The organism is Streptomyces netropsis, assembly GCF_014203545.1.
GTDB lineage: Bacteria > Actinomycetota > Actinomycetes > Streptomycetales > Streptomycetaceae > Streptomyces > Streptomyces netropsis.
The window spans coordinates 34,885-53,985 of the sequence record NZ_JACHJG010000011.1; the positions used below are offsets into that span (position 1 = coordinate 34,885).

Annotated in this window: 18 protein-coding genes and 1 pseudogene; 10 read left to right on the forward strand and 9 right to left on the reverse strand. The window is 71.9% G+C overall.

All coding sequences use genetic code 11. The features are described from left to right. Window positions 1-53 precede the first annotated feature (53 nt). The 5 genes from FHS38_RS24120 to ung all read left to right on the forward strand — a co-directional run bounded on the left by FHS38_RS24120 (window position 54) and on the right by ung (window position 3,778). The gene (locus FHS38_RS24120; protein WP_184736735.1) at window positions 54-878 is read left to right on the forward strand and encodes a HipA family kinase; all 825 of its coding nucleotides are present in this window, start codon (window positions 54-56) and stop codon (window positions 876-878) included. Beyond that, on the forward strand, window positions 875-1,270 hold the full coding sequence (locus tag FHS38_RS24125; protein WP_184736737.1) for a DUF3037 domain-containing protein: 396 nt from the start codon (window positions 875-877) through the stop codon (window positions 1,268-1,270). The genes FHS38_RS24120 and FHS38_RS24125 overlap by 4 nt, the downstream gene beginning before the upstream one ends. A 166-nt stretch (window positions 1,271-1,436) precedes the next feature. After that, window positions 1,437-2,198 carry a 3-oxoacyl-ACP reductase FabG gene (gene fabG / locus FHS38_RS24130; protein WP_184736738.1) on the forward strand — a complete coding sequence of 254 codons (762 nt, stop codon included), beginning with the start codon at window positions 1,437-1,439 and terminating at the stop codon, window positions 2,196-2,198. A 17-nt stretch (window positions 2,199-2,215) separates the two neighbouring features. Then, complete coding sequence (locus FHS38_RS24135) at window positions 2,216-2,968, forward strand: SDR family oxidoreductase (RefSeq protein ID WP_184736740.1); 753 nt, start codon at window positions 2,216-2,218, stop codon at window positions 2,966-2,968. Window positions 2,969-3,091: 123 nt separating this feature from the next. After that, entirely contained in the window at window positions 3,092-3,778 is a 687-nt protein-coding gene (gene ung, locus FHS38_RS24140; protein ID WP_184736741.1) for a uracil-DNA glycosylase, read from the forward strand. A 21-nt stretch (window positions 3,779-3,799) separates the two neighbouring features. Here ung and FHS38_RS24145 read toward each other — a convergent pair whose 3' ends face one another. The 3 genes and pseudogenes from FHS38_RS24145 to FHS38_RS24155 form a co-directional block, all read right to left on the reverse strand. Further along, window positions 3,800-4,477: a hypothetical protein gene (locus FHS38_RS24145; protein WP_184736743.1), complete on the reverse strand. Its 678-nt coding sequence runs from the start codon at window positions 4,475-4,477 to the stop codon at window positions 3,800-3,802. A 96-nt stretch (window positions 4,478-4,573) separates the two neighbouring features. Further along, window positions 4,574-4,669, reverse strand: a pseudogene (locus FHS38_RS24150) (mycothiol transferase); the annotation flags it as partial. A 33-nt stretch (window positions 4,670-4,702) separates the two neighbouring features. Next, a complete protein-coding gene (locus FHS38_RS24155) occupies window positions 4,703-5,305 on the reverse strand; it encodes a TetR/AcrR family transcriptional regulator (RefSeq protein WP_184736745.1) in 603 nt (200 codons plus the stop codon). A 90-nt stretch (window positions 5,306-5,395) separates the two neighbouring features. Here FHS38_RS24155 and FHS38_RS24160 point away from each other — a divergent pair, with 90 nt between their 5' ends. Both FHS38_RS24160 and FHS38_RS24165 read left to right on the forward strand, forming a co-directional pair. Next, window positions 5,396-6,586: an FAD-dependent monooxygenase gene (locus FHS38_RS24160; protein ID WP_184736747.1), complete on the forward strand. Its 1,191-nt coding sequence runs from the start codon at window positions 5,396-5,398 to the stop codon at window positions 6,584-6,586. A gap of 17 nt (window positions 6,587-6,603) precedes the next feature. Continuing rightward, on the forward strand, window positions 6,604-7,509 hold the full coding sequence (locus tag FHS38_RS24165) for a Gfo/Idh/MocA family protein (protein ID WP_184737152.1): 906 nt from the start codon (window positions 6,604-6,606) through the stop codon (window positions 7,507-7,509). Here the strand turns inward: FHS38_RS24165 and lnt are convergent. Then, the gene (gene lnt, locus FHS38_RS24170) at window positions 7,481-9,037 is read right to left on the reverse strand and encodes an apolipoprotein N-acyltransferase (RefSeq protein ID WP_184736748.1); all 1,557 of its coding nucleotides are present in this window, start codon (window positions 9,035-9,037) and stop codon (window positions 7,481-7,483) included. The genes FHS38_RS24165 and lnt overlap by 29 nt on opposite strands. Window positions 9,038-9,654: 617 nt before the next feature. On the opposite strand from lnt, the gene FHS38_RS24175 reads away from it, so the two are divergent. Then, entirely contained in the window at window positions 9,655-10,563 is a 909-nt protein-coding gene (locus FHS38_RS24175; RefSeq protein ID WP_184736750.1) for an SAM-dependent methyltransferase, read from the forward strand. A gap of 4 nt (window positions 10,564-10,567) precedes the next feature. Continuing rightward, window positions 10,568-11,779: a terpene synthase family protein gene (locus FHS38_RS24180; RefSeq protein ID WP_184736752.1), complete on the forward strand. Its 1,212-nt coding sequence runs from the start codon at window positions 10,568-10,570 to the stop codon at window positions 11,777-11,779. On the opposite strand, the gene FHS38_RS24185 is transcribed toward FHS38_RS24180, so the two are convergent. The 5 genes from FHS38_RS24185 to FHS38_RS24205 are packed head-to-tail and all read right to left on the reverse strand — an operon-like array spanning window position 11,671 to window position 15,990. Next, window positions 11,671-13,125: a cytochrome P450 gene (locus tag FHS38_RS24185; RefSeq protein ID WP_184736754.1), complete on the reverse strand. Its 1,455-nt coding sequence runs from the start codon at window positions 13,123-13,125 to the stop codon at window positions 11,671-11,673. The genes FHS38_RS24180 and FHS38_RS24185 overlap by 109 nt on opposite strands. Next, the gene (locus FHS38_RS24190) at window positions 13,122-13,745 is read right to left on the reverse strand and encodes a GTP-binding protein (RefSeq protein WP_184736756.1); all 624 of its coding nucleotides are present in this window, start codon (window positions 13,743-13,745) and stop codon (window positions 13,122-13,124) included. Before FHS38_RS24190 ends, FHS38_RS24185 begins: the two co-directional genes overlap by 4 nt. Next, window positions 13,726-14,085: a DUF742 domain-containing protein gene (locus tag FHS38_RS24195; RefSeq protein WP_184736758.1), complete on the reverse strand. Its 360-nt coding sequence runs from the start codon at window positions 14,083-14,085 to the stop codon at window positions 13,726-13,728. Before FHS38_RS24195 ends, FHS38_RS24190 begins: the two co-directional genes overlap by 20 nt. Further along, entirely contained in the window at window positions 14,082-14,468 is a 387-nt protein-coding gene (locus FHS38_RS24200) for a roadblock/LC7 domain-containing protein (protein WP_184737155.1), read from the reverse strand. Before FHS38_RS24200 ends, FHS38_RS24195 begins: the two co-directional genes overlap by 4 nt. 25 nt (window positions 14,469-14,493) lie before the next feature. Next, a complete protein-coding gene (locus tag FHS38_RS24205) occupies window positions 14,494-15,990 on the reverse strand; it encodes an ATP-binding protein (RefSeq protein WP_184736760.1) in 1,497 nt (498 codons plus the stop codon). A gap of 401 nt (window positions 15,991-16,391) precedes the next feature. Here FHS38_RS24205 and FHS38_RS24210 point away from each other — a divergent pair, with 401 nt between their 5' ends. Continuing rightward, window positions 16,392-19,097 carry an ATP-binding protein gene (locus tag FHS38_RS24210; protein ID WP_184736762.1) on the forward strand — a complete coding sequence of 902 codons (2,706 nt, stop codon included), beginning with the start codon at window positions 16,392-16,394 and terminating at the stop codon, window positions 19,095-19,097. The last annotated feature ends 4 nt before the right edge of the window (window positions 19,098-19,101 follow it).

A 19,101-nucleotide genomic window follows, 5' to 3' on the forward strand; every position in this document is an offset into this window, starting at 1 on the left:
GTACCCGGGCCACCGTGCTCGGACCGCCTCCGCCGCCGCAGTAGCCTGAGGCAATGCTCCCCGAAGTCACCGCCACCCGCTATGTCACGCCCTTGCGTGAGGGTGGCTCGCTCCCCGGCATCGTCGAGGCCGACGATCTCGGTACGTACGTCATGAAGTTCACCGGCGCCGGCCAGGGCCGCAAGACACTGGTCGCGGAGGTCATCTGCGGACAGCTGGGCCGCCGGCTCGGGCTGCGCGTCCCGGACCTGGCGGGGATCCAGCTGGACCCGGTGATCGGCCGGGCCGAGCCGGACCAGGAGGTGCAGGGCCTGCTGAAGTCGAGCGGCGGCCTCAACCTCGGGATGGACTTCCTTCCCGGGGCACTCGGCTTCGACCCGCTCGCCTTCGAGATCGGTGCGGCCGAGGCCGGGCGCGTGGTCTGGTTCGACGCGCTCATCAACAACGTCGACCGCTCGTGGCGCAACCCCAATCTGCTGGTCTGGCACGGCGAGCTGTGGCTCATCGACCACGGTGCCACGATGATCTGGCACCACAACTGGCCCACCGCGCAGGCCGCCGCCGGCAAGGCCTACGACGCCTCCGACCACGTCCTGGCCACCTTCGGCCCGGACGTCGCCGCCGCCGGGGCCGAACTCGCGCCCCGGATCACCGAGGAACTGCTGACCGAGGTCACGGCCGACGTGCCGGACGAGTGGCTGGTCGACGAACCGGGCTTCGCCGACCCGGACGCGCTGCGGCGCGCGTACGTCGAGACGCTGCTGGCCCGCGCCACGACCATCGGTGACCGCATCACGCTCGGCGAGCGCAGCAAGGACAAGCCCTCGCAGGCCCCGGAGTGGGTGCGGGTCAGGCTCGACGGAAGGGCCGGAAAATGACCGGGCGCCACAATGGACGCGAAGTTTTCGAGTACGCGCTGCTGCGCGTCGTGCCGCGCGTGGAGCGCGGTGAGCTGATCAACGCCGGGGTGGTCGTCTACTGCCAGGCGAAGTCGTTCGTCGCGGCCCGCGTCCACCTGGACGAGGCCCGGCTGCTGGCGCTCGACCCGACGGCCGACGTGGCGGGCGTGCGGGCGGCGCTGGGCGCCGTCGAGGGCGTCTGCTTCGGCGGGGAACGGGCCGGTCAGGCCGCCGGGGACGACCCCGGGCGGCGTTTTCGCTGGCTGATCGCGCCGCGCAGCACGATCGTCCAGCCCGGGCCGGTGCACACCGGGCTGACCGCGGATCCCGAGCGGGAGTCCGAGCGGCTGCTGGACCTGCTCGTGCGGTGAGGGCGGGCGGGCTCCCGGGGGAGCGTTGACAGCGGGTGGCGGGGCTTCTAGCGTCTGTCTGCTGAAGCTACTAAGCGGTTGCTCACCCAAGGGCCGGCTCCGGGACCCGGGGCCGGATTCCTCGGCGAGCCGCCGTGCCCTGTCGTCCGAGGTGAGGAGAACCCGCATGTCCACCACCGAGCAGCGCGTAGCCGTCGTCACGGGCGCGGCCCGTGGCATCGGCGCCGCGACCGCCGTACGCCTGGCCGCCGAGGGCCGCGCGGTCGCCGTTCTCGACCTCGACGAGGCGGCCTGCGCGGACACCGTGGAGAAGATCACGGCGGCCGGCGGCAAGGCCCTCGCCGTCGGCTGCGACGTCTCGGACGCGGCACAGGTGGACGCCGCCGTGACCCGTGTCGCCGCCGAGCTGGGCGCGCCGGTGATCCTCGTCAACAACGCCGGGGTGCTCCGCGACAACCTGCTGTTCAAGATGAGCGAGGACGACTGGGACACCGTCCTCGACGTGCATCTGCGCGGCGCGTTCCTGATGTCGCGGGCCTGCCAGAAGCACATGGTGGACGCCGGGTTCGGCCGGATCGTCAACCTCTCCAGCAGCTCGGCCCTCGGCAACCGCGGCCAGGCCAACTACGCCGCCGCCAAGGCCGGGATGCAGGGCCTCACCAAGACCCTCGCCAAGGAGCTCGGCAAGTTCGGCATCACCGCCAACTCCGTCGCCCCCGGCTTCATCGCCACCGACATGACCGCGGCCACCGCGGCCCGCGTCGGGATGGGCTTCGAGGACTTCAAGACCGCCGCGGCCTCCCAGATCCCGGTGCAGCGCGTCGGGGAGCCCGCGGACATCGCCAACGCCGTCGCCTTCTTCGCCGACGAGCAGGCGGGCTTCGTCTCCGGCCAGGTCCTGTACGTGGCCGGCGGACCGCTCAACTGACAGGGGTGCAGCACCACATGACCACACAGGACAGCGGAAAGGTCGCCCTCGTCACGGGCGCCAGCCGGGGCATCGGTTACGGCATCGCCGAGGCGCTCGTCGCCCGCGGCGACCGCGTCGTGATCACCGGCCGCAACGAGGAAGCGCTCAAGGAGGCCGTCGAGAGGCTCGGTGCCGACCGGGCGGTCGGCGTCGCGGGCAAGGCCCACGACGAGGCCCACCAGGCCGTCGCCGTCGAGCGCGCCATGGAGGCCTTCGGCCGCGTCGACTACCTGGTCAACAACGCCGGCACGAACCCGGTGTTCGGCCCCATCGCCGAGCTGGACCTCGCGGTCGCCCGCAAGGTCTTCGAGACCAATGTGATCTCGGCGCTCGGCTTCGCCCAGCAGACCTGGAAGGCGTGGCAGAAGGAGAACGGCGGGGCGATCGTCAACATCGCCTCCGTCGCCGGCCTCGGGGCGTCCCCGTTCGTCGGCGCGTACGGGATCAGCAAGGCCGCCATGGTCAACCTCACGCTGCAGCTCGCGCACGAGCTGGCGCCGGGGGTGCGGGTCAACGCCATCGCCCCCGCCGTGGTGAAGACCAAGTTCGCCGCCGCGCTCTACGAAGGGCGCGAGGAGGAGGCCGTGGCGTCCTACCCGCTCGGCCGGCTCGGTGTCCCGGAGGACATCGGCGGCGCGGCGGCGTTCCTGCTCTCCGACGCCGCCGGGTGGGTCACCGGCCAGACGCTCGTCGTGGACGGCGGGCTCTTCCTCAACGCGGGGGTCTGAGACGGGCGGCCGCCCGGGTGCCCCACCGGGCCCCGGGCGGCCGAACGGCTCCGTGGCGGGCGTTGTCAGTGGTCGCCGGTAAGTTCTCCGATGAGAACAGAACGAACCCCGGAGGTTGTTGACGTGACCTACACCGACATGCTGCCCGAGTCCTGGCGCGGAGTCCTCGGCGAGGAGCTGGAGAAGCCGTACTTCAAGGAGCTCGTCGACTTCGTCGAGGAGGAGCGGGCGGCCGGGCCGGTGTACCCGCCGCGCGAGGAGGTCTTCGCGGCCCTCGAGGCGACCCCCTACGACCAGGTGAAGGTCCTGATCCTCGGGCAGGACCCCTATCACGGCGCGGGGCAGGGCCACGGCCTGTGCTTCTCGGTCCGCCCCGGGGTGAAGACCCCGCCCTCGCTGCGCAACATCTACAAGGAGATGCACGAGGAGCTGGGCCACCCGGTGCCCGACAACGGCTACCTCATGCCGTGGGCCCAGCAGGGCGTCCTGCTGCTCAACGCCGTGCTGACCGTCAGGGCCGGCGAGGCCAACTCCCACAAGGGCAAGGGCTGGGAGAAGTTCACGGACGCCGTCATCCGCGCCGTCGCCTCCCGGCCGGACCCGGCCGTCTTCGTGCTGTGGGGCAACTACGCCCAGAAGAAGCTGCCCTTGATCGACGAGGAGCGCCACGTCGTCGTCAAGGGTGCGCACCCCTCGCCCCTCTCGGCGCGGAAGTTCTTCGGCAGCCATCCCTTCACCCAGATCAACGAGGCGATCGCGGCCCAGGACCACCGACCGATCGACTGGCGGATCCCGAACCTCGGCGCCTGATCACCCCGGCCGGGGCGGCGGTCACCGCCCGTACACCTGGCGGCAGATCCGCGACGCGTCGTCGCCCTTCTGCCAGCGCCCGTACGATTCGCCCAGCCCGCACACGTTCGAACCGGAGCGGGGCGGGGCCTGCTGTGCGGGGCGCGACTCGGAGCGCTGCGGCGGCGGAGGCGCCTGCTCGGAGTGGTGCCGGGAGGGCGGGGCCTCGCCGGGCGGGGGCGCGGGCGCCGATTCCGGCTCCCGGTCCGGTGCCGAGCGGGTCGGGGGAGCGGCGCGCGGCGAGCGCGGATCAGGGTGGTCCGGGCCGTCCCACCGGTCCGGATCGGCCGCCCGCGACGAGGACGGCCGTGAGTCCGCCCGCGGGTCCGCGTCGTCCTCCGTGCGGGCCTCCGCCTCGGTGCTCCGGCCCGGCTCCCCGTCCTCGCCCCGATCCCGGCCCTCCCCGGTCGCCGACGGCGTCTTCGCCGTCGCCGCCGCGGACGGGGACCGTGAGCCGTCCGATCCCTCCGGGCCGCCCGGCCCCGTCATGCCCAGGGATTCCCGGGCGGGGGCCGGTGACATCCTCGGTTCGGTGACGCGGGCGAAGCCGGAGCGGCCGTCGGACGCGGGGGAGGCGGCGTGGGGCGAGAGGGCGACGCAGCCGACGGCGGCCGACATCGCCACCGCCGCCAGAGCCGCCGCCGCGGGCATTCGATGCATTCGCCCCACCCTGCTGCCTGACGAGGCGAGTTGGGTATTCCCCGCACGGGTGACGCTCGACGACCCGTCGGCCGCGGGTGTTCCCCCGGGGCCGGGTCAGTAGCCGGCCGCGCCGTCGATCCGTTCGCGGACGAGGTCGGCGTGACCGTTGTGCCGCGCGTACTCCTCGATCATGTGGAGGTAGATCCAGCGTCCTCACCCGGGCCGGGCGCCCGATGCCACGGGTTATCGCCCGAGCACGCCGCGCAGCAGCTCGCCGATCCTCTCGCGCAGTTCCTCCCGCCCCGGCACCTCCGCGTGGTAAGCCCCTGCCGCGCACGAGAACATCAGCCCCTCGCCCCACGCGAGCACGGACAGCGCATGCCGCTCCGGGGTGGCGGACCCGGCGGCGGCCATCAGGGCGATCAGCGGCTCGCGGAAGGCCCGGCCCTCCTCGTCGTAGATCTTCCGCAGCTCCGGCCGCCGGGTCGCCTCCAGCGCCAACTCGTACCGCGCCACGAGCAGTTCGCGGTGGTCGGTGAGCGTGCGGTGCAGCGCCAGGGCGAGCGCGTCGGCCAGCGTCTCCAGCCCGGCGGCGGGGCCCGGCAGCTCCTCCAGCGTCAGCGCCCGGGCCTCGCGTGCCGCGTGCCGCCGCAGCGCCAGTTCCAGCAGCGCCGCGCGGGTGCGGGCGTGGTTCGAGGTCGAGCCCGGCGGCAGTCCGGCCGCCTCGTCCACCGCGCGGTGCGTCAGCCCCCGCATGCCGCGCCCGGCGAGCAGGGCGATGGCGGTGTCGGCGATCAGTTCGGCACGGGAGACGCCCGAGGTACGGGCGCTGCGGTCGGCGGTCATGGTGCCAACCTAGCCGTTCCACTACGAACGTAGTAATCTCCCACTACAGTTGTAGTGACTACGGATGTAGTGACGAAACGGGGAGGAATCATGCGGCAACCACGTGCCGTCGTCATCGGAGCCGGGATGGGCGGGCTCACCGCGGCGGTGGCCCTCCACCGTCAGGGCTGGCACGTCACCGTTCTCGAACGCGCGGCCACCCTCGAACCCGTGGGCGCGGGCATCTCCCTCGCCCCCAACAGCCAGCGCTCCCTCGACGTCATCGGCCTGGGCGACGACGTCCGGGCGCTGGCCGCCTGGCAGGGTGACGGCGGCCTGCGCGCGCCGGACGGCCGCTGGCTCTCGCGCACCAGCAGCGAGGCCGCGGCCCGCCGCTTCGGCGGACCCCTGGTCCTCCTCCACCGCGCCACCCTCGCCGACCTGCTCGCCGGTCACCTGCCGGACGGCACCGTCCGTACGGGCGGTGCCGCCACCCTCGCCGACCCCGGCGCCGCCGACCGGCCGGCCCGGGTCACCACCCCGGACGGCGACATCGAGGCGGACCTCGTCGTAGCCGCCGACGGCATCAACTCGGCGGCGCGCGCCGTGCTCTTCCCCACCCACCCCGGTCCCGTGTACTCCGGGTTCACCACCTGGCGCGTCGTCACCCCCGCCCCCGACCGGCCCTTCGCGGCGCACGAGACCTGGGGCCGCGCCCGGCTCTGGGGCACCCATCCGATGAAGGACGGCCGGACCTACGCCTACGCCGCGGCCGCGGCCCCCGCGGGCACGCGCGCCCCCGACGACGAGAAGGCCGAGCTGCTGCGCCGCTTCGGCGCCTGGCACCACCCGGTGCCCGACATCCTCGCGGCGGCCGCGCCCGGGCGGATCCTCCGCCACGACGTCCGTTTCATGGCCGAGCCGCTGCCCGCCTACCACCGCGGCCGCGTCGCCCTGCTCGGCGACGCGGCCCACGCGATGGCCCCCACCCTCGGCCAGGGCGGCAACCAGGCCATCGAGGACGCGATCGTCCTCGCCCACCACGTGACTCCCGGACCCGGGGACCTCTCACCCGCGCTCGCCGCCTACACCCGGGACCGGCTGCCCCGCACCATGGACGTCGTGCGCCGCTCGGCCCGGACCGCCCGGCTGTTCCTGCTCTCCGGCGCCCCCGCCGTCGCCCTGCGGGACACGGCTATCGCCGCCGTCAGCCGTTTCGGCCCCGGGCTCCTGCTGCGTGGCTTCGACGGCATCGCCGACTGGGAGCCACCCGTACGGACGTATGCTTCTCCAACGGGATGACGCACCAGGGAGGCTCCGTGAAGGTCGGCTGCATCGGGCTCGGGGACATCGCACAGAAGGCCTATCTGCCGGTCCTGGCCGCCCAGCCGGGACTCGAACCCCACCTCCACACCCGCACCCCGGCCACCCTCCACCGGGTCGCCGACACCTATCGCGTCCCCGAGGGCCAGCGCCACACCGACCTCGACTCACTGATCGAGGCCGGGCTCGACGCGGCGTTCGTGCACGCGGCGACCGCCGCGCACCCCGAGATCGTCACCCGGCTCCTCGAAGCGGACGTGCCGGTCTACGTCGACAAGCCCCTCGCCTACGACCTCGCCGCGAGCGAGCGCCTGGTCCGCCTCGCCCAGGAGCGCGGAGTGAGCCTCATGGTCGGCTTCAACCGCCGCTTCGCACCCGGCTACGCGCAGTGTCAGGACCACCCGCGCGAGCTGATCCTGATGCAGAAGAACCGCGTCGGCCTCGCCGAGGACGCGCGCTCCCTGGTCTTCGACGACTTCATCCACGTCGTGGACACCCTGCGCTTCCTCGCACCCGGCACCATCGACCACGTCGACATCCGGGCGAGGGTGCGCGACGGCCTCACGCACCACGTCGTCCTCCAGCTCTCCGGCGACGGCTTCACCGCCATCGGCACCATGAACCGGATGAGCGGGTCCACCGAGGAGATCCTCGAGGTCTCCGGCCAGGACACCAAGCGCCAGGTCCTCAACCTCGCCGAGGTGGTGGACCACAAGGGGCAGCCGACCGTCCGCCGACGCGGCGACTGGGTGCCGGTCGCCCGTCAGCGCGGCATCGAGCAGGTCGCCCTCTACTTCCTCGACGCGGTCCGCGCGGGCAAGGTCCTGGACGCCGAGGACGCGCTGCGCACGCACGAACTGTGCGAGCGGATCGTCACCGCGGTGACCGAGCAGGCTTCCTGACCTCACGCCGCAGCGCGCGGGCGCCCTCGATGGCGCAGAAGACACCGAGGGCGGCCAGCGAGCCGTACACCACCCAGTCCCCGAACCGGACGTAGGGGCTGGTGCCCCGCGCGAGCGGCACGTCGTAGACGGCGAAGGCGCTGCGATCGGTGCCCAGCCGCTCGCCGACCTGCCGTCCTCGGGCGTCCGCCACCGCGCTCACCCCCGTCAGCGTCGCGTGCGCCATCGGCCGCCAGGTCTCGGCGGCCCGCAGCGCGGCCAGTGAGGCGTGCTGCCGGGGTGCCCAGCTGTGCTGGAAGGTCGAGGTCGCGGACTGGGCGACGATCAGCTGGGCCCCGTCGCGCACCAGCCGACGGCTCATGTCGGGGAACGCCGACTCGAAGCACACCAGCGGGCCGATCAGTGGCCCGTCGGTGCCCGGCAGCCGCATCAGCACCGGGCCGTCGCCGCGCCGCCGGTCCTCGCCCGCCGCCTTGCCCACGGAGGTGGCCCAGCCGAGCAGCGAGCGCGCCGGGACGTACTCGCCGAACGGCACGAGACGCGTCTTGTCGTAGCGGTCACCGGTCGGCCCGTCCGGTGAGACCAGCACCGAACTCTTGAAGATCCCCGGGCGGTCCGCGCGTCGCGCGTCGACGTTGACGAGCAGAGGCGCTCCCACCTCCCGGGACAGGGCGGCCAGCCGTCGCCGCAGGTCGGGCCGACGGTCCAGGTCCTGGCCGACGCTGCTCTCGCCCCACACCACCAGATCCACCCGGCGCCCGGCCAGTTGGCGGGTGAGCACCTCCTCGCGGTCGAAGCGCCGCTGCGGACTGTGACCGCCGGCGATCACGCCCGGCTGTACGAGCGCGATCCGTACCGTGCCCGCCCGCTCCGGCAGCGGTGCCCACACCCACACCCCGGCCACCGCCACCGCGCACGCGAGCACCCCCGCCGCACCGGCCGCCCGGGCCCGGGGTGCCGAAATCAGCGCGGCGACCGCGGTGTTGACCGCCACCAGCACGAAACCCACGAGCCAGACCCCACCGACCGAGGCGACCCGCAGGGCGGGCGCGACCTGCCACTGGCTCGCGCCGAGCAGCCCCCACGGCCCGCCGAGGTACTCCCAGGAGCGGACCAGCTCGACCGTCAGCCACCCGGACGGCACCAGGACCAGTGCCGCCGCCACCCGGCCGGGACCCGGGGCCCCGCCCAGCAGCCGTCGCACCAGCAGCCCCCAGGGCGCCCACAACAACCCCAGCAGCGCGGCCAGTACGAGGATGAAGACGTGCAGGCTCGGCAGCAGCCAATGGTGCACGGCGAGCAGGAAGCCGGCGCCGCCGAACCAGCCGTCCAGGGCGGCGCGCCGGGGCGTGGCGGCCGACGCGACGATCAGCAGCCACGGGACGAGGGCCGCGTAGGCCAGCCACCACAGCGCGGGGGCGGGAAAGGCCAGCGCGGGCAGCGCCCCCGCCAGCAGTGCCGCCACCGCCCGCCACCAGGGTGAGGCACCGGGCCGAGACCACCGCCGTACCGCCGACATCAGTGCCATGCCGCGCCTCCCTTGTCCCGGCCGGTCCACCAGTGTGCGGGAGTGAGGCGATCAAGGGCAGGGTGCGGCGGCCGCGACACGCTGAGCGGCCGAGCGGTCCGTGCCCGGACCGGCGCCGCCGCCCCGGCCGAAAGTGCCACAGGCGTCCCTGAGTCCGCGTGGCCCTGCTGCTTCCCCAACAGTCCAGGGGCGCATACGCAGAAGCCGTGCCCCCCTCCGGTCGCCTGCACACCATATGCGTAAGAGGGTTCCGGCCATCCCCGGCACGTCTGGATACTGGCCTGTCGGAAGGCCAAAACCCCGACAACAGCGCGCAATTTTCAGCCTTTCTGGTCGTGAAGCAAGCCAATGTCAGCTCAATTTGGTCTAAATTGAGCTGAAGTGATCCTGGCGTCATGCGTCAGAAAGGCGCACGACGGTACGTAATGTGGGTTATCGCTGGCCCGGCATGGGCAGGTACCGGGCAAAACTGGACAGGCGTGCTGGTTGTGTGTCGCTGGGGGGCGGCGCGACATACGTGCGAGACCGAACATGCGATTCAGTCACCAGAGAGTCCCTCCCGTGGCCCATCTCCCCGTCCGCCTCTTCACCGACAGTCGACGTCTCGGAGGTATCCCATGGAGAACCTTGTCGCCGAGGTGACCGCTGCTCCTGACGCGGTGCGCGATGAGACCCAGGTGCCGCTGTACTACTCGAGGAAGACCGCCGACATCCTGCACAAGTACGGCCCTGGCCCCCGAGTCCACTTCCATGTGGGGCTGTTCGACTCCGGTGCGGCACCGAACACCACGGTCTCCCAACGCGTCATCCGGCGCCGCCTCTTCGAGTCCCAGGAGGCGGCACTCGATCACGCCGCCGACTCCTGGGGGGTGACGGGCAACCCGCCCGGCTCGCTCTTCGACATCGGCTGCGGCCTGGGCGGCGGGTCCATCTACTGGGCCCAGGAGCACGGTTGCGCGGTCACCGCGATGACCGTGACCGCGAAGCACGTACCCGTGATGGCGGACCTCGTACGGCAGGCGGGCGTGGAGCACCTCGTCACCCCGGTCCTCGGAGACATCCACGACCTGTGCGAAGAGCGTCAGTACGACGCCGCCGTGGCCATCGAGAGTTCGGGCTACATGGACCGCGAACGGCTCTTCTCCGTCGTGGCCAAGGCACTCAAACCCGGCGGCTGGTTCGGGATCCAGGAGCACTTCCTGTGCCGGCCGGAGTGGACCAGCTTCATCGACGGGTACTACAAGACCAGGCTGGGCACCCTGTCCGAATACATCGACGCCGGTCACGCGGCCGGCTTCGAACTGGAGCAGGACGAGGACGTCACCGACCAGGTCGCGGAGTTCTGGGTGCAGTCCATGGCCTGGACGACGGCCGAGCTGGACCGGATGGCCCGGACGGGCGACCAGTCCCCGATCGCCACCGACCGGCTCGTCGAATCGGCCCTCACCCACGGGAAGTTGTTCCGTGTCTGGCGGGATCACGCGGTCGAGACCAGGCTCCTTCTCTTCCGTCTCGAAGGACACTGACGCCATGACCGAGACCGCGACGCGCGCATCCGCCATCGGCTGGCGGCTGCCCCCCTTCTACTGCCCGATCGACTCCGCCATCCATCCACGGGCGGACCAGCTGGAAGAACGGGCCATAGCCTGGCTCGACGCGATGGGCATCTTCCGCGACGGCACCGAGCGGGCCTGGAGCATCGCCACCCACAGCACCGACTTCAGCTGCCGGATGATCCCGTACGGGATGGACGAACCGCTGCTGCTGTTCATCGAGTGGAATCACTGGGCGTTCGCTCTCGACGACTTCTGGCACGATACGGGCTCCGCGGACATCCGCACCTCCCGCATCGTCGACCTCAACGCCCGGATCTCCCGCTGCCTCGAAGCACCGGGTTCCGCCATGCTCGGCAACACCCCGTTCGCCGCCGCCCTGGAGGACCTCGCGGCCCGCACCAGGGACCTGGCCACCCCCGTCCAGCTCCGGAGGGTGGCCGAGGGCATGCGGGACTGGCTGTTCGGTGCCGCATGGCAGGTCAGCAATGTGGAACGCGGCATCATGCCGACCCTGTCCGACTACGTCGCCTTACGGCCCTCGATCAACGGCACTCGCTTCTCCCTGGCCTGGAGCGAGATCGCGAGCGGCATCGAGATCCCGGACGGGAAGCTGTACTCCGCCCCCGTCCAGGCCCTCACCGACGCCGCGGGATTCATCGTGAGCTGCGACAACGACCTTTTCTCGTATGCCAAGGAGGACAACCAGGAAACCACCGACCAGAACATCGTGAACGTCCTGGCCCACCAGGACGGCAGCCCCCCGGACAAGGCCCTCGGCGAGGCCCTCGCCATACGCGACCGGGCCATGACGCTCTTCCTGGAGCTGCGCGACCAGATCGCCCGGGACGCCGACCCCGAGCTACGCCGCTACCTCGAAGCCCTGGGGCACTACATCGCCGGCTGCATACGGTGGATGAACGCGGCCCCCCGCTACGCCAGCCCCCGCAACCGGCACGAACTCCCGGTCCCAGGGGCGACGTACGGCATAACGTGGCGGGACACGCCCAGCGATCCCGGCACCGGACCGCTGCCCATAGCGTCGGCGGCCTGGTGGTGGGACCAGCTGGACAGCGTCACTCACCGCCGCCGGAACCACCCGGTCAGCGACTTCCACACCGACGTCCGGGAGCGGGACGACTTCGGCGGCGCGGGGATCCCCGCGGACCTGTCCGCCGTGGAGGTCTGAGGCTCCGGGGAATCCTGCTCCGAGGCGTCCGCCGCGGACGGGACGGGCAGCCCCGACTCCTCGGGCGGCTGCGGCTGCTGCGGAGTGAACTGCACGGGCAGCGCGACCAGATGACGCGACATCAGGGAGGAGACCCAGTTCAGTTCGGACTCCGCGACGGCCAGCCGGATGTCGGGCAGCCGGTTCAGCAGCGCGTCGATGCCCGTGTCGGCGATGGCCCGGCCGATGTCCTGGCCGGGGCATTCGTGCGCGCCCCCGCTGAAGGCCAGGTGGGAGCGGTTGCCGTGGACGGGCGCCGTCGGGTCGGGGCGGATGGCCGTGTCCACGTTGGCCGCGGCCAGCCCCAGCACGAGGGCGTCACCCGCCTTGATCTTCTGGCCAGCGAGCTCGGTGTCCTGGGTGGCCCAGCGGCCGAGGATCGTCGTGAACGGCGGTTCGTCCCACAGGACCTGCTCGACCGCGTCCGGCAGGGTCATGTGGCCGCTGGCCAGGTTGGCGCGGCACCGCGGGTCGGACAGCACCATGCGCACCGTGTTCGCGATCAGGTTCGCCGTGGTCTCGAATGCCGCGATGAGCACCAGCCGCAGGTGCTGCTGGACCTCCTCGTCGGAGAGCTTGGCGGGGTGCTCCAGCAGCCAGCTGGTGAAGTCGGGGCCCGGGTCGGCGTGCTTGCGCACCACCAGCTTGCGCAGCGTCTCCTGCACGTAGGCGTTGCTGGCGACGGCGGTTTCGGTGCCCTTGATCATGTCGCGGGCGGCCTTGACCAGCTGCGGCCCGTACTCCTCGGGCATCCCGAGCAACTGGGTCAGCACCAGCATGGGCAGGTGCTCCGCGAACTCGTGCACCAAGTCGGCCTTGCCGGTGGTGCAGAAGCGGTCGACGAGCTGGTTGGCGAAGCGGGTGATGTGGCGGCGGACACCGCGCCGGTCGAAGCGGCCCATGGCGTCGTTGATGGCCCCGCGCCACCGCTCGTGCACCTGGCCGTCGGCGAACGCGCAGATGGGCTGCCAGGTGGAGATCGGAGCCAGCGGGTGATCGGGGGGGAGCTTGCCCTCGCGCATGTCGCGCCAGTTCCGGGAGTCGCGCGAGAACCGCGACGGCGTCCGCGTGACGTCGAGGTTCTCGCGGTAGCCGAGGATCAGCCAGGCCGGGAGATCGCCGTGCAGCAGCACCGGGGCGACCGCGCCGTGCCGGTCGCGGAGCTGTTCGTACAGTCCCATCGGGTCGGCCTCGGCCGCGGGTCCGTACAGTCGCGCGACGCCGCCCTCGCCGTAGGCATGGGCGGGGCACTGCGGGGGAGCGACCGTCGCGGAGTCGGCGCGGGAGTGTTCGTCACGGGGGGTCACTGTGGCTCCGGGGATTCGTTCGTGAGGGTGTAGAGGTAGCGCATGAGGGTCATCAGCGCGTCCCGGCAGGAGGCGCGCTCGCGGGCGTCGCAGGTGAACATGGGCACGGAATCGGGGAGGTCCATGGCCGCCCGCAGCTCCGCCATGGCGTGGACGGGGGAGCCGGGGAAGGTGTTGACGGCGACGACGAAGGGCACGCCCCGCTCCTCCAGCAGGCCCATCACGTCGTAACTCACCTCCAGACGGCGGGTGTCGAGGAGGACCACCGCGCCCAGCGCGCCTTCGAACAGGCCGTCCCACAGGAACCAGAAGCGCTCCTGGCCGGGCGTGCCGAACAGATACAGCACCAGCTGTTCGTTGATGCTGATCCGGCCGAAGTCCATCGCCACGGTCGTCTCGGTCTTGTGCTCGATGCCGGCCAGGTCGTCCACGCCGACCCCGGCCTGGGTCATCGTCTCCTCGGTGGTCAGCGGTCTGATCTCGCTCACCGCGCCGACGAGGGTCGTCTTGCCGACCCCGAATCCACCGACGATCACCACCTTGACGGCCGCCGCGGTCGAGGCGGGGAGGATGTCCTCGGTCCTGGGTCCGGCGTGTGTGTCAAAGGTTCTGTAGTCCATGCATCACCGCCTCCAGGAGTCGCACATCGGGTAGTGCGGCGACCGGGACCGGGGGCCTGGCCTCCACTTGATCGTTCGTGAGCAGATCCGTGAGCAACACGGTCACGGTGCTGACGGGCAGGGTGAGATAGGCCGATATTTCGGCGACGGAGAGCGGGTAGTCACACATCCGCACAATGGCGGCGTGCTCGGGCTGGAGTCCGGGATCGGTCTCGGACCGGGCGACGATCAGCGTCACCAGATCGAGCCTGAGGTCCTTGTCGGTGCTGGCGCGCCCGGTGGTGAGGATGTATAACCGATCCGGATTTCCCTGGTCCCACGGATTTTTGGGCTTACTCACGTGACCGGCCCGCTGACGCGCGGCGGACTGGTGAGATGCTCGCCGATCCGGGCCACCAGATCACGCATCCGCTGCCCCATCAGCCCGGCGTCGACGTCGTCGTCCGCCAGCACCGCCAGATACGCCCCCGCGCCGGCCGCCATCAAATAGAAGAAGCCGCCGTCGACCTCGATCACGACCAGTCGCATCTGCCCGTCGCCGTGCGGGAACTCCGCGGCCACCGCCGTGGACAGGCTCTGCAGTCCCGCACAGGCGGCGGCCAGGCGATCCGCGGCGTCCGTGTCCGAACCGTGCTGCGCCATGCGCAGACCGTCCGAGGACAACACGATCACGTGGCGGGTCTGAGGAACGCTGGATGCCAGGTCCTTGAGCATCCAGTCCATGTTGAACCGCAGCTGCGTCACTTGGCTACTCTTCCTTGTCTGACGATTCATCACTGAACGGTCCCCGCGAGTCGGTCGTCGGCTCCTCACCGTTGACGGCACTCGTGAAGGCGGCCAGCCACAGGCCCGGCTGCGGGGGAGGCTCGGCCGCCGGGGAGCGCCGCCGGGGGGGACGGCCCGCCGCGGCGGCCGCAGCCTGCCGGGCGGCCCGCGAGGGGATGCCGGGAGCGCGCCGACGGCGCTGCGGAAGCCCGCCCGAGCCGTCGGACTCCTCGGTCGGCTGGTCGAGCTCCGGGGGCGGCGGCAGCGGCCGGCCCGGCTTCTTCCTGGGCTTGGGGGGCGGCAGGGTGGCCGCACGGGCGATCTCGCCGCCCGGTGTGGCGCTCGCCGTGATCAGGTTCTCCGGCACGATCAGTACGGCGCGCACACCGCCGTACGCCGACGGCCGCAACGAGACCCGGAAGGCGTAGGTCTTGGCGAGCCGGCTGACGACGGCCAGCCCCAGCCGCGGCGTCTCGCCGAGGTCGTTGAGGTCGAGGCCGCGGTCGGCGAGCTCGAGCACCGCGTCGGTGCGGCGGCGGGCCTCGTCGGTGAGGCCGACGCCGGCGTCCTCGATCTCGACCGCCACTCCCGACTGCACCTCGACGGCGGTCAGGTGCACCCGGGTCTGCGGGGGCGAGTAGCGGGTGGCGTTGTCCAGCAGCTCGGCCAGCGCGTGGATCAGCGGCTCCACCCCGGGGCCGGTGACCGCGACGTCCGCCACCGAGTGCAGGTCCACCCTGCGGTAGTCCATGATCCGGGACATGGCGCCGCGCAGGACGTTGTAGAGGGGGATCGGGTTCTTCCACTGGCGTCCGGGGCGGGAGCCGCCGAGTACCGCGATGCTGTCCGCGAGCCGGCCGATCAGCGCGGTCCCGTGGTCCAGGTGCAGCAAGTCGCCGAAGACGTCGGGGTCGTTGCCGTGCCGGTCCTCCATCTCCCGGAGGTCGGTGGCCTGTTGGTGCACGATCGCCTGCACGCGGCGGGCGATGTTGACGAAGGCGCGGTGCGCGGAGTCGCGCAGCCCCTCCTCGGCCTGCACCGCCTCCACCACCGAGCGCAGGACCGAGCGGTGCGCGGCCTCGAACGACGGGTCGAGCGGGGTCAGTGGCCTGACCTCGCGGAGCACCTCATCGGCTGACGCCCCCTGCTGCAGCAGGTTCACCGCGGCGGGCAGCAGCTCGCGGGCCAGTCGCCGGGTCTCGATCTCCTGTTGGACGAGCCGGTGACGGAACGCGGCCTCCTGCTCGGCGCAGCGCCGTCGCAGCGTGTCGATGATGCGGCCCCGCCGCACCGCTTCCGACGAGGTGAGGGCCACCGCGACGGTCGCCGCGGTCCCGCACCAGGCCACGGGGGAGCGGGCGCCGAGGGGTACGAGGACTGCGGCGGTCACCGTGCAGACCGCCAGCACGACAGGGGGGACCAGCCATATGAGAGCGGAGGCGGGCCGCCTGCCTTGGTGTGACGATCCAGTACCAACCATCGAGATCCTCGGTGTTCTTGGGAAAAGGCTTACGGGGCGCCGCGGAAATGGGCGACGCCGTACGCGGAATGCTGGGTGATGTTCTCCGGCCTGCGGTGGCACGGCGGTTGGGGCAGTCGGCTCGAGTTGCCTCGACCCGCTGCGCGACATGGAGCGTAGCCTGTCACGCGGTGCCGGGGCCGCGAAGTTGTCATATTCGCGGATTGGGCTGACGGGTGAATTCGAAAGGCTTCACAATGACCCCGATCTCGGAATATCGAAGAGATTTCCGAGTGCAACGAATATGTGTTCGGCGTCGGGGGAGGGTCACGCGGGTGGGTGGATCCCTGTGGTGAACCCTGCCCCAACGTCCGCCGACGGGGCTAGGCTCGGCCCACCACATCCCTACAGGAGACACTGCCATGACGGGGCATCAGCGTGATCGACGCCAGTACACCGCCCTGTTCGAGCGCGAGCAGGAGATCGCCGCCGCGGAACAGGCTGTAGACGGTCTGTGCGGCCGTATCGCCGACGGGGAAGCCATCCTCGGCGGACTGTTGCTGTACAGCGGGGAGGCGGGAGTCGGTAAGACGGCCCTGCTCGGCCGGTTGCGGAGGGTCGCCGCCGAGCGCGGCTGCACCGTGCTGACCGGCCGGGGCAGCGAGTCGGCCCAGTCCGTTCCCTTCCACATCGTGCGCCAGCTCCTCCAGCCGGCCCTGGCGCCCATGACACCGGCCCGGCGGCAGGAGTTGCTGGGCGACTGGTACGACGTCGCGCTGCCGGTCCTCGGCATCGCGCCGCCCCTCGGGCCGCCGGCCGACCCCCAGGGTGTGCGCGACAGCCTCGACTGGGTGGTCACCCAATTGGCGATGACCAACTCGCCGTTGGTCGTCGTCATCGACGACGCCCAGTGGGGCGACGCCGAATCCCTCACCTGGCTGGCCTCCTTCGCCGTGCGGCTGCGGGAGCTGCCACTGCTCGTGGTCGTGGCCTATCGGCCGGACGAACTGCCCGAGAACACACCGGCGTTCAACGATCTGGTCAACGGCCGCGGCAACCGGCCCGTCAGTCTGCACGCCCTCACCCCGGCGGCGGTGGCCGAGCTCGTACGGGCCACTCTCAGCAGGGAGGCGGACGACCCGTTCTGCCGTGAGGTGTGGGCCGTCACCGGCGGCAATCCCTACGAGGTCGTCGAGCTCATCGCCAAGGCGCAGGACCGGGGGCTGCGGCCGGCTGAGGAGTCCGCCTGTCTGCTGCGCGAACTCGGCGCCGCCGCCCGGGGCAGTGGCCTCGTCACCCGGCTGGAGCGGCTCGGCACCTCCGTCACCCGCTTCGCCTGGGCGGCGGCCGTCCTCGGTACGGAGATCTCACCGCGCGTCGCCGCGATGCTCGCCGGAATGAGCCCGTCGGAGGCCGCCGAGTGCGCCGACCGGCTGCGCGAGGCCCGCATCCTCACCGGCGCCGCCGATCTCGAATTCGTCCACCCGCTGATCGCCACCTCCGTCTACCAGGCCGTGCCGCCCGCCACCCGCACCGCGATGCACGGCCTCGCCGCCTGGGCGATCACCAACGCGGGCCACGGCGCGGCCGCCGCCTCGCGGCACCTGCTGGAGGTCCACCCCGACGACGACCCCGATCTGGTCCGGCAACTGCGCGCCGCCGCCCAGGAGCACCTGGCCGTCGGCGCTCCCGAAGCGGCCCGCCGCTGTCTGGAGCGCGCGATGGCCGAGCCGCCGCCGGACGAGGACCGGGCCTCGGTGCTCTACGAGCTCGGCTGCGCCGTCCTGCTCACCTCGCCGTCCACCACCATCAACCATCTGCGCGCGGCCCTCGCCCTGCCGAGCCTGCCCAAGGACCTGCAGGTCGAGGCCACCTACCGGCTCTCGCAGGTGTACGCCCACAACGGCCAGCTCGTCGACGCGGCCGAAGTGGTGGCCGCCCGGGCGGCCGAGATGCCGACCGGCTCCGGACGGATGCGGCTCCAGGCCGCCCACTTCCTGTGGAAGGGCATTCAGTACGAGGAGGAGGGCGCCGAACAGCGCTCACGGCAGATCGCCGACCTCGCCGACGGCCTCGAAGGGCGGAACAACTCCGAGCGTGCCCTGCTCGCGCTCCGCGCCTTCGACGGCATGGTCCGCGGTGAGGACGCGGTACGCGTGGCCGAGCTGAACGACCGCGCGCTCGACGACGGCCGGCTCGCAGCGGGCATGTCCTGGACCAACACCGGATGGGGCTTCGAGGTCCCCAGCGTCATCGGGATCACCTACGCCTACACCGACCGGCTCGACCGTGCCGAGCGGCTGTTCAGCGAGGCGGTGCGGGCGTTCGAGATCTCCGGCTGGAGCGGTGCCCATCTCGCCTTCGCCCACGACTTCCTCGGACTCGTGCACCGACGGCGCGGCAATCTCGCCCTCGCCGAGGACTTCCTGCGCGAAGGGCTGCGGCTGGCGGGCCGGCTCGGTCCCGGACTGCCCATCCAGTGGGACGGCACCTGCTTGCTGGTGGAGACCCTGCTGGCCCGTGGCCACTTGGCGGAAGCCGAGGCCGTGGCGGAGAAGTACTCCTTCAGGCCGCCCTATCCTCCGGCGATGGTGATGCCCGACGCCCCCTCCGTGGTCGGTCGGCTGCTGCTCGCCCGTGGCCGCAGGAAGGAGGCCATCGCCGAACTCGAGGCCGTCGGTCGGATCATGGAGGAGCGCGGCCGGAACAACACGCTCTGGGCGCCGTGGGCGCTCGACCTGGCCTCGGCGGTCGCGGAGGACAACCCCGAGCGGGCCCGTGCGCTCGCCGACCAGGCGATCCGGCACGCCGGGCGGTTCGGCACCGACACCGCGATGGGCGAGGCGCTGCGGCGGGCGGCGCAGTTGACCGAAGGGGACGAAGCCCTGGACATGCTCGGCCGTGCCGTGACGCATCTGCGCAGATCTCCCTGCCGGCACGAGCTGGCGATGGCACTGGTGGACCACGGCACCGCGCTGCGCGGTGTCGGTCTTGCCCACGAGGCCGCCGAGTTGCTCCGCGAGGGCCTCGCCCTCGCAAAGCGCTGCGGCGCGGACGGACTCGTCGAGACCGCCCTCGGTGAACTCAAGGCGTCCGAGGAGGAAGGGGCGGCCGGGTCCGGCGGGTAGCGGT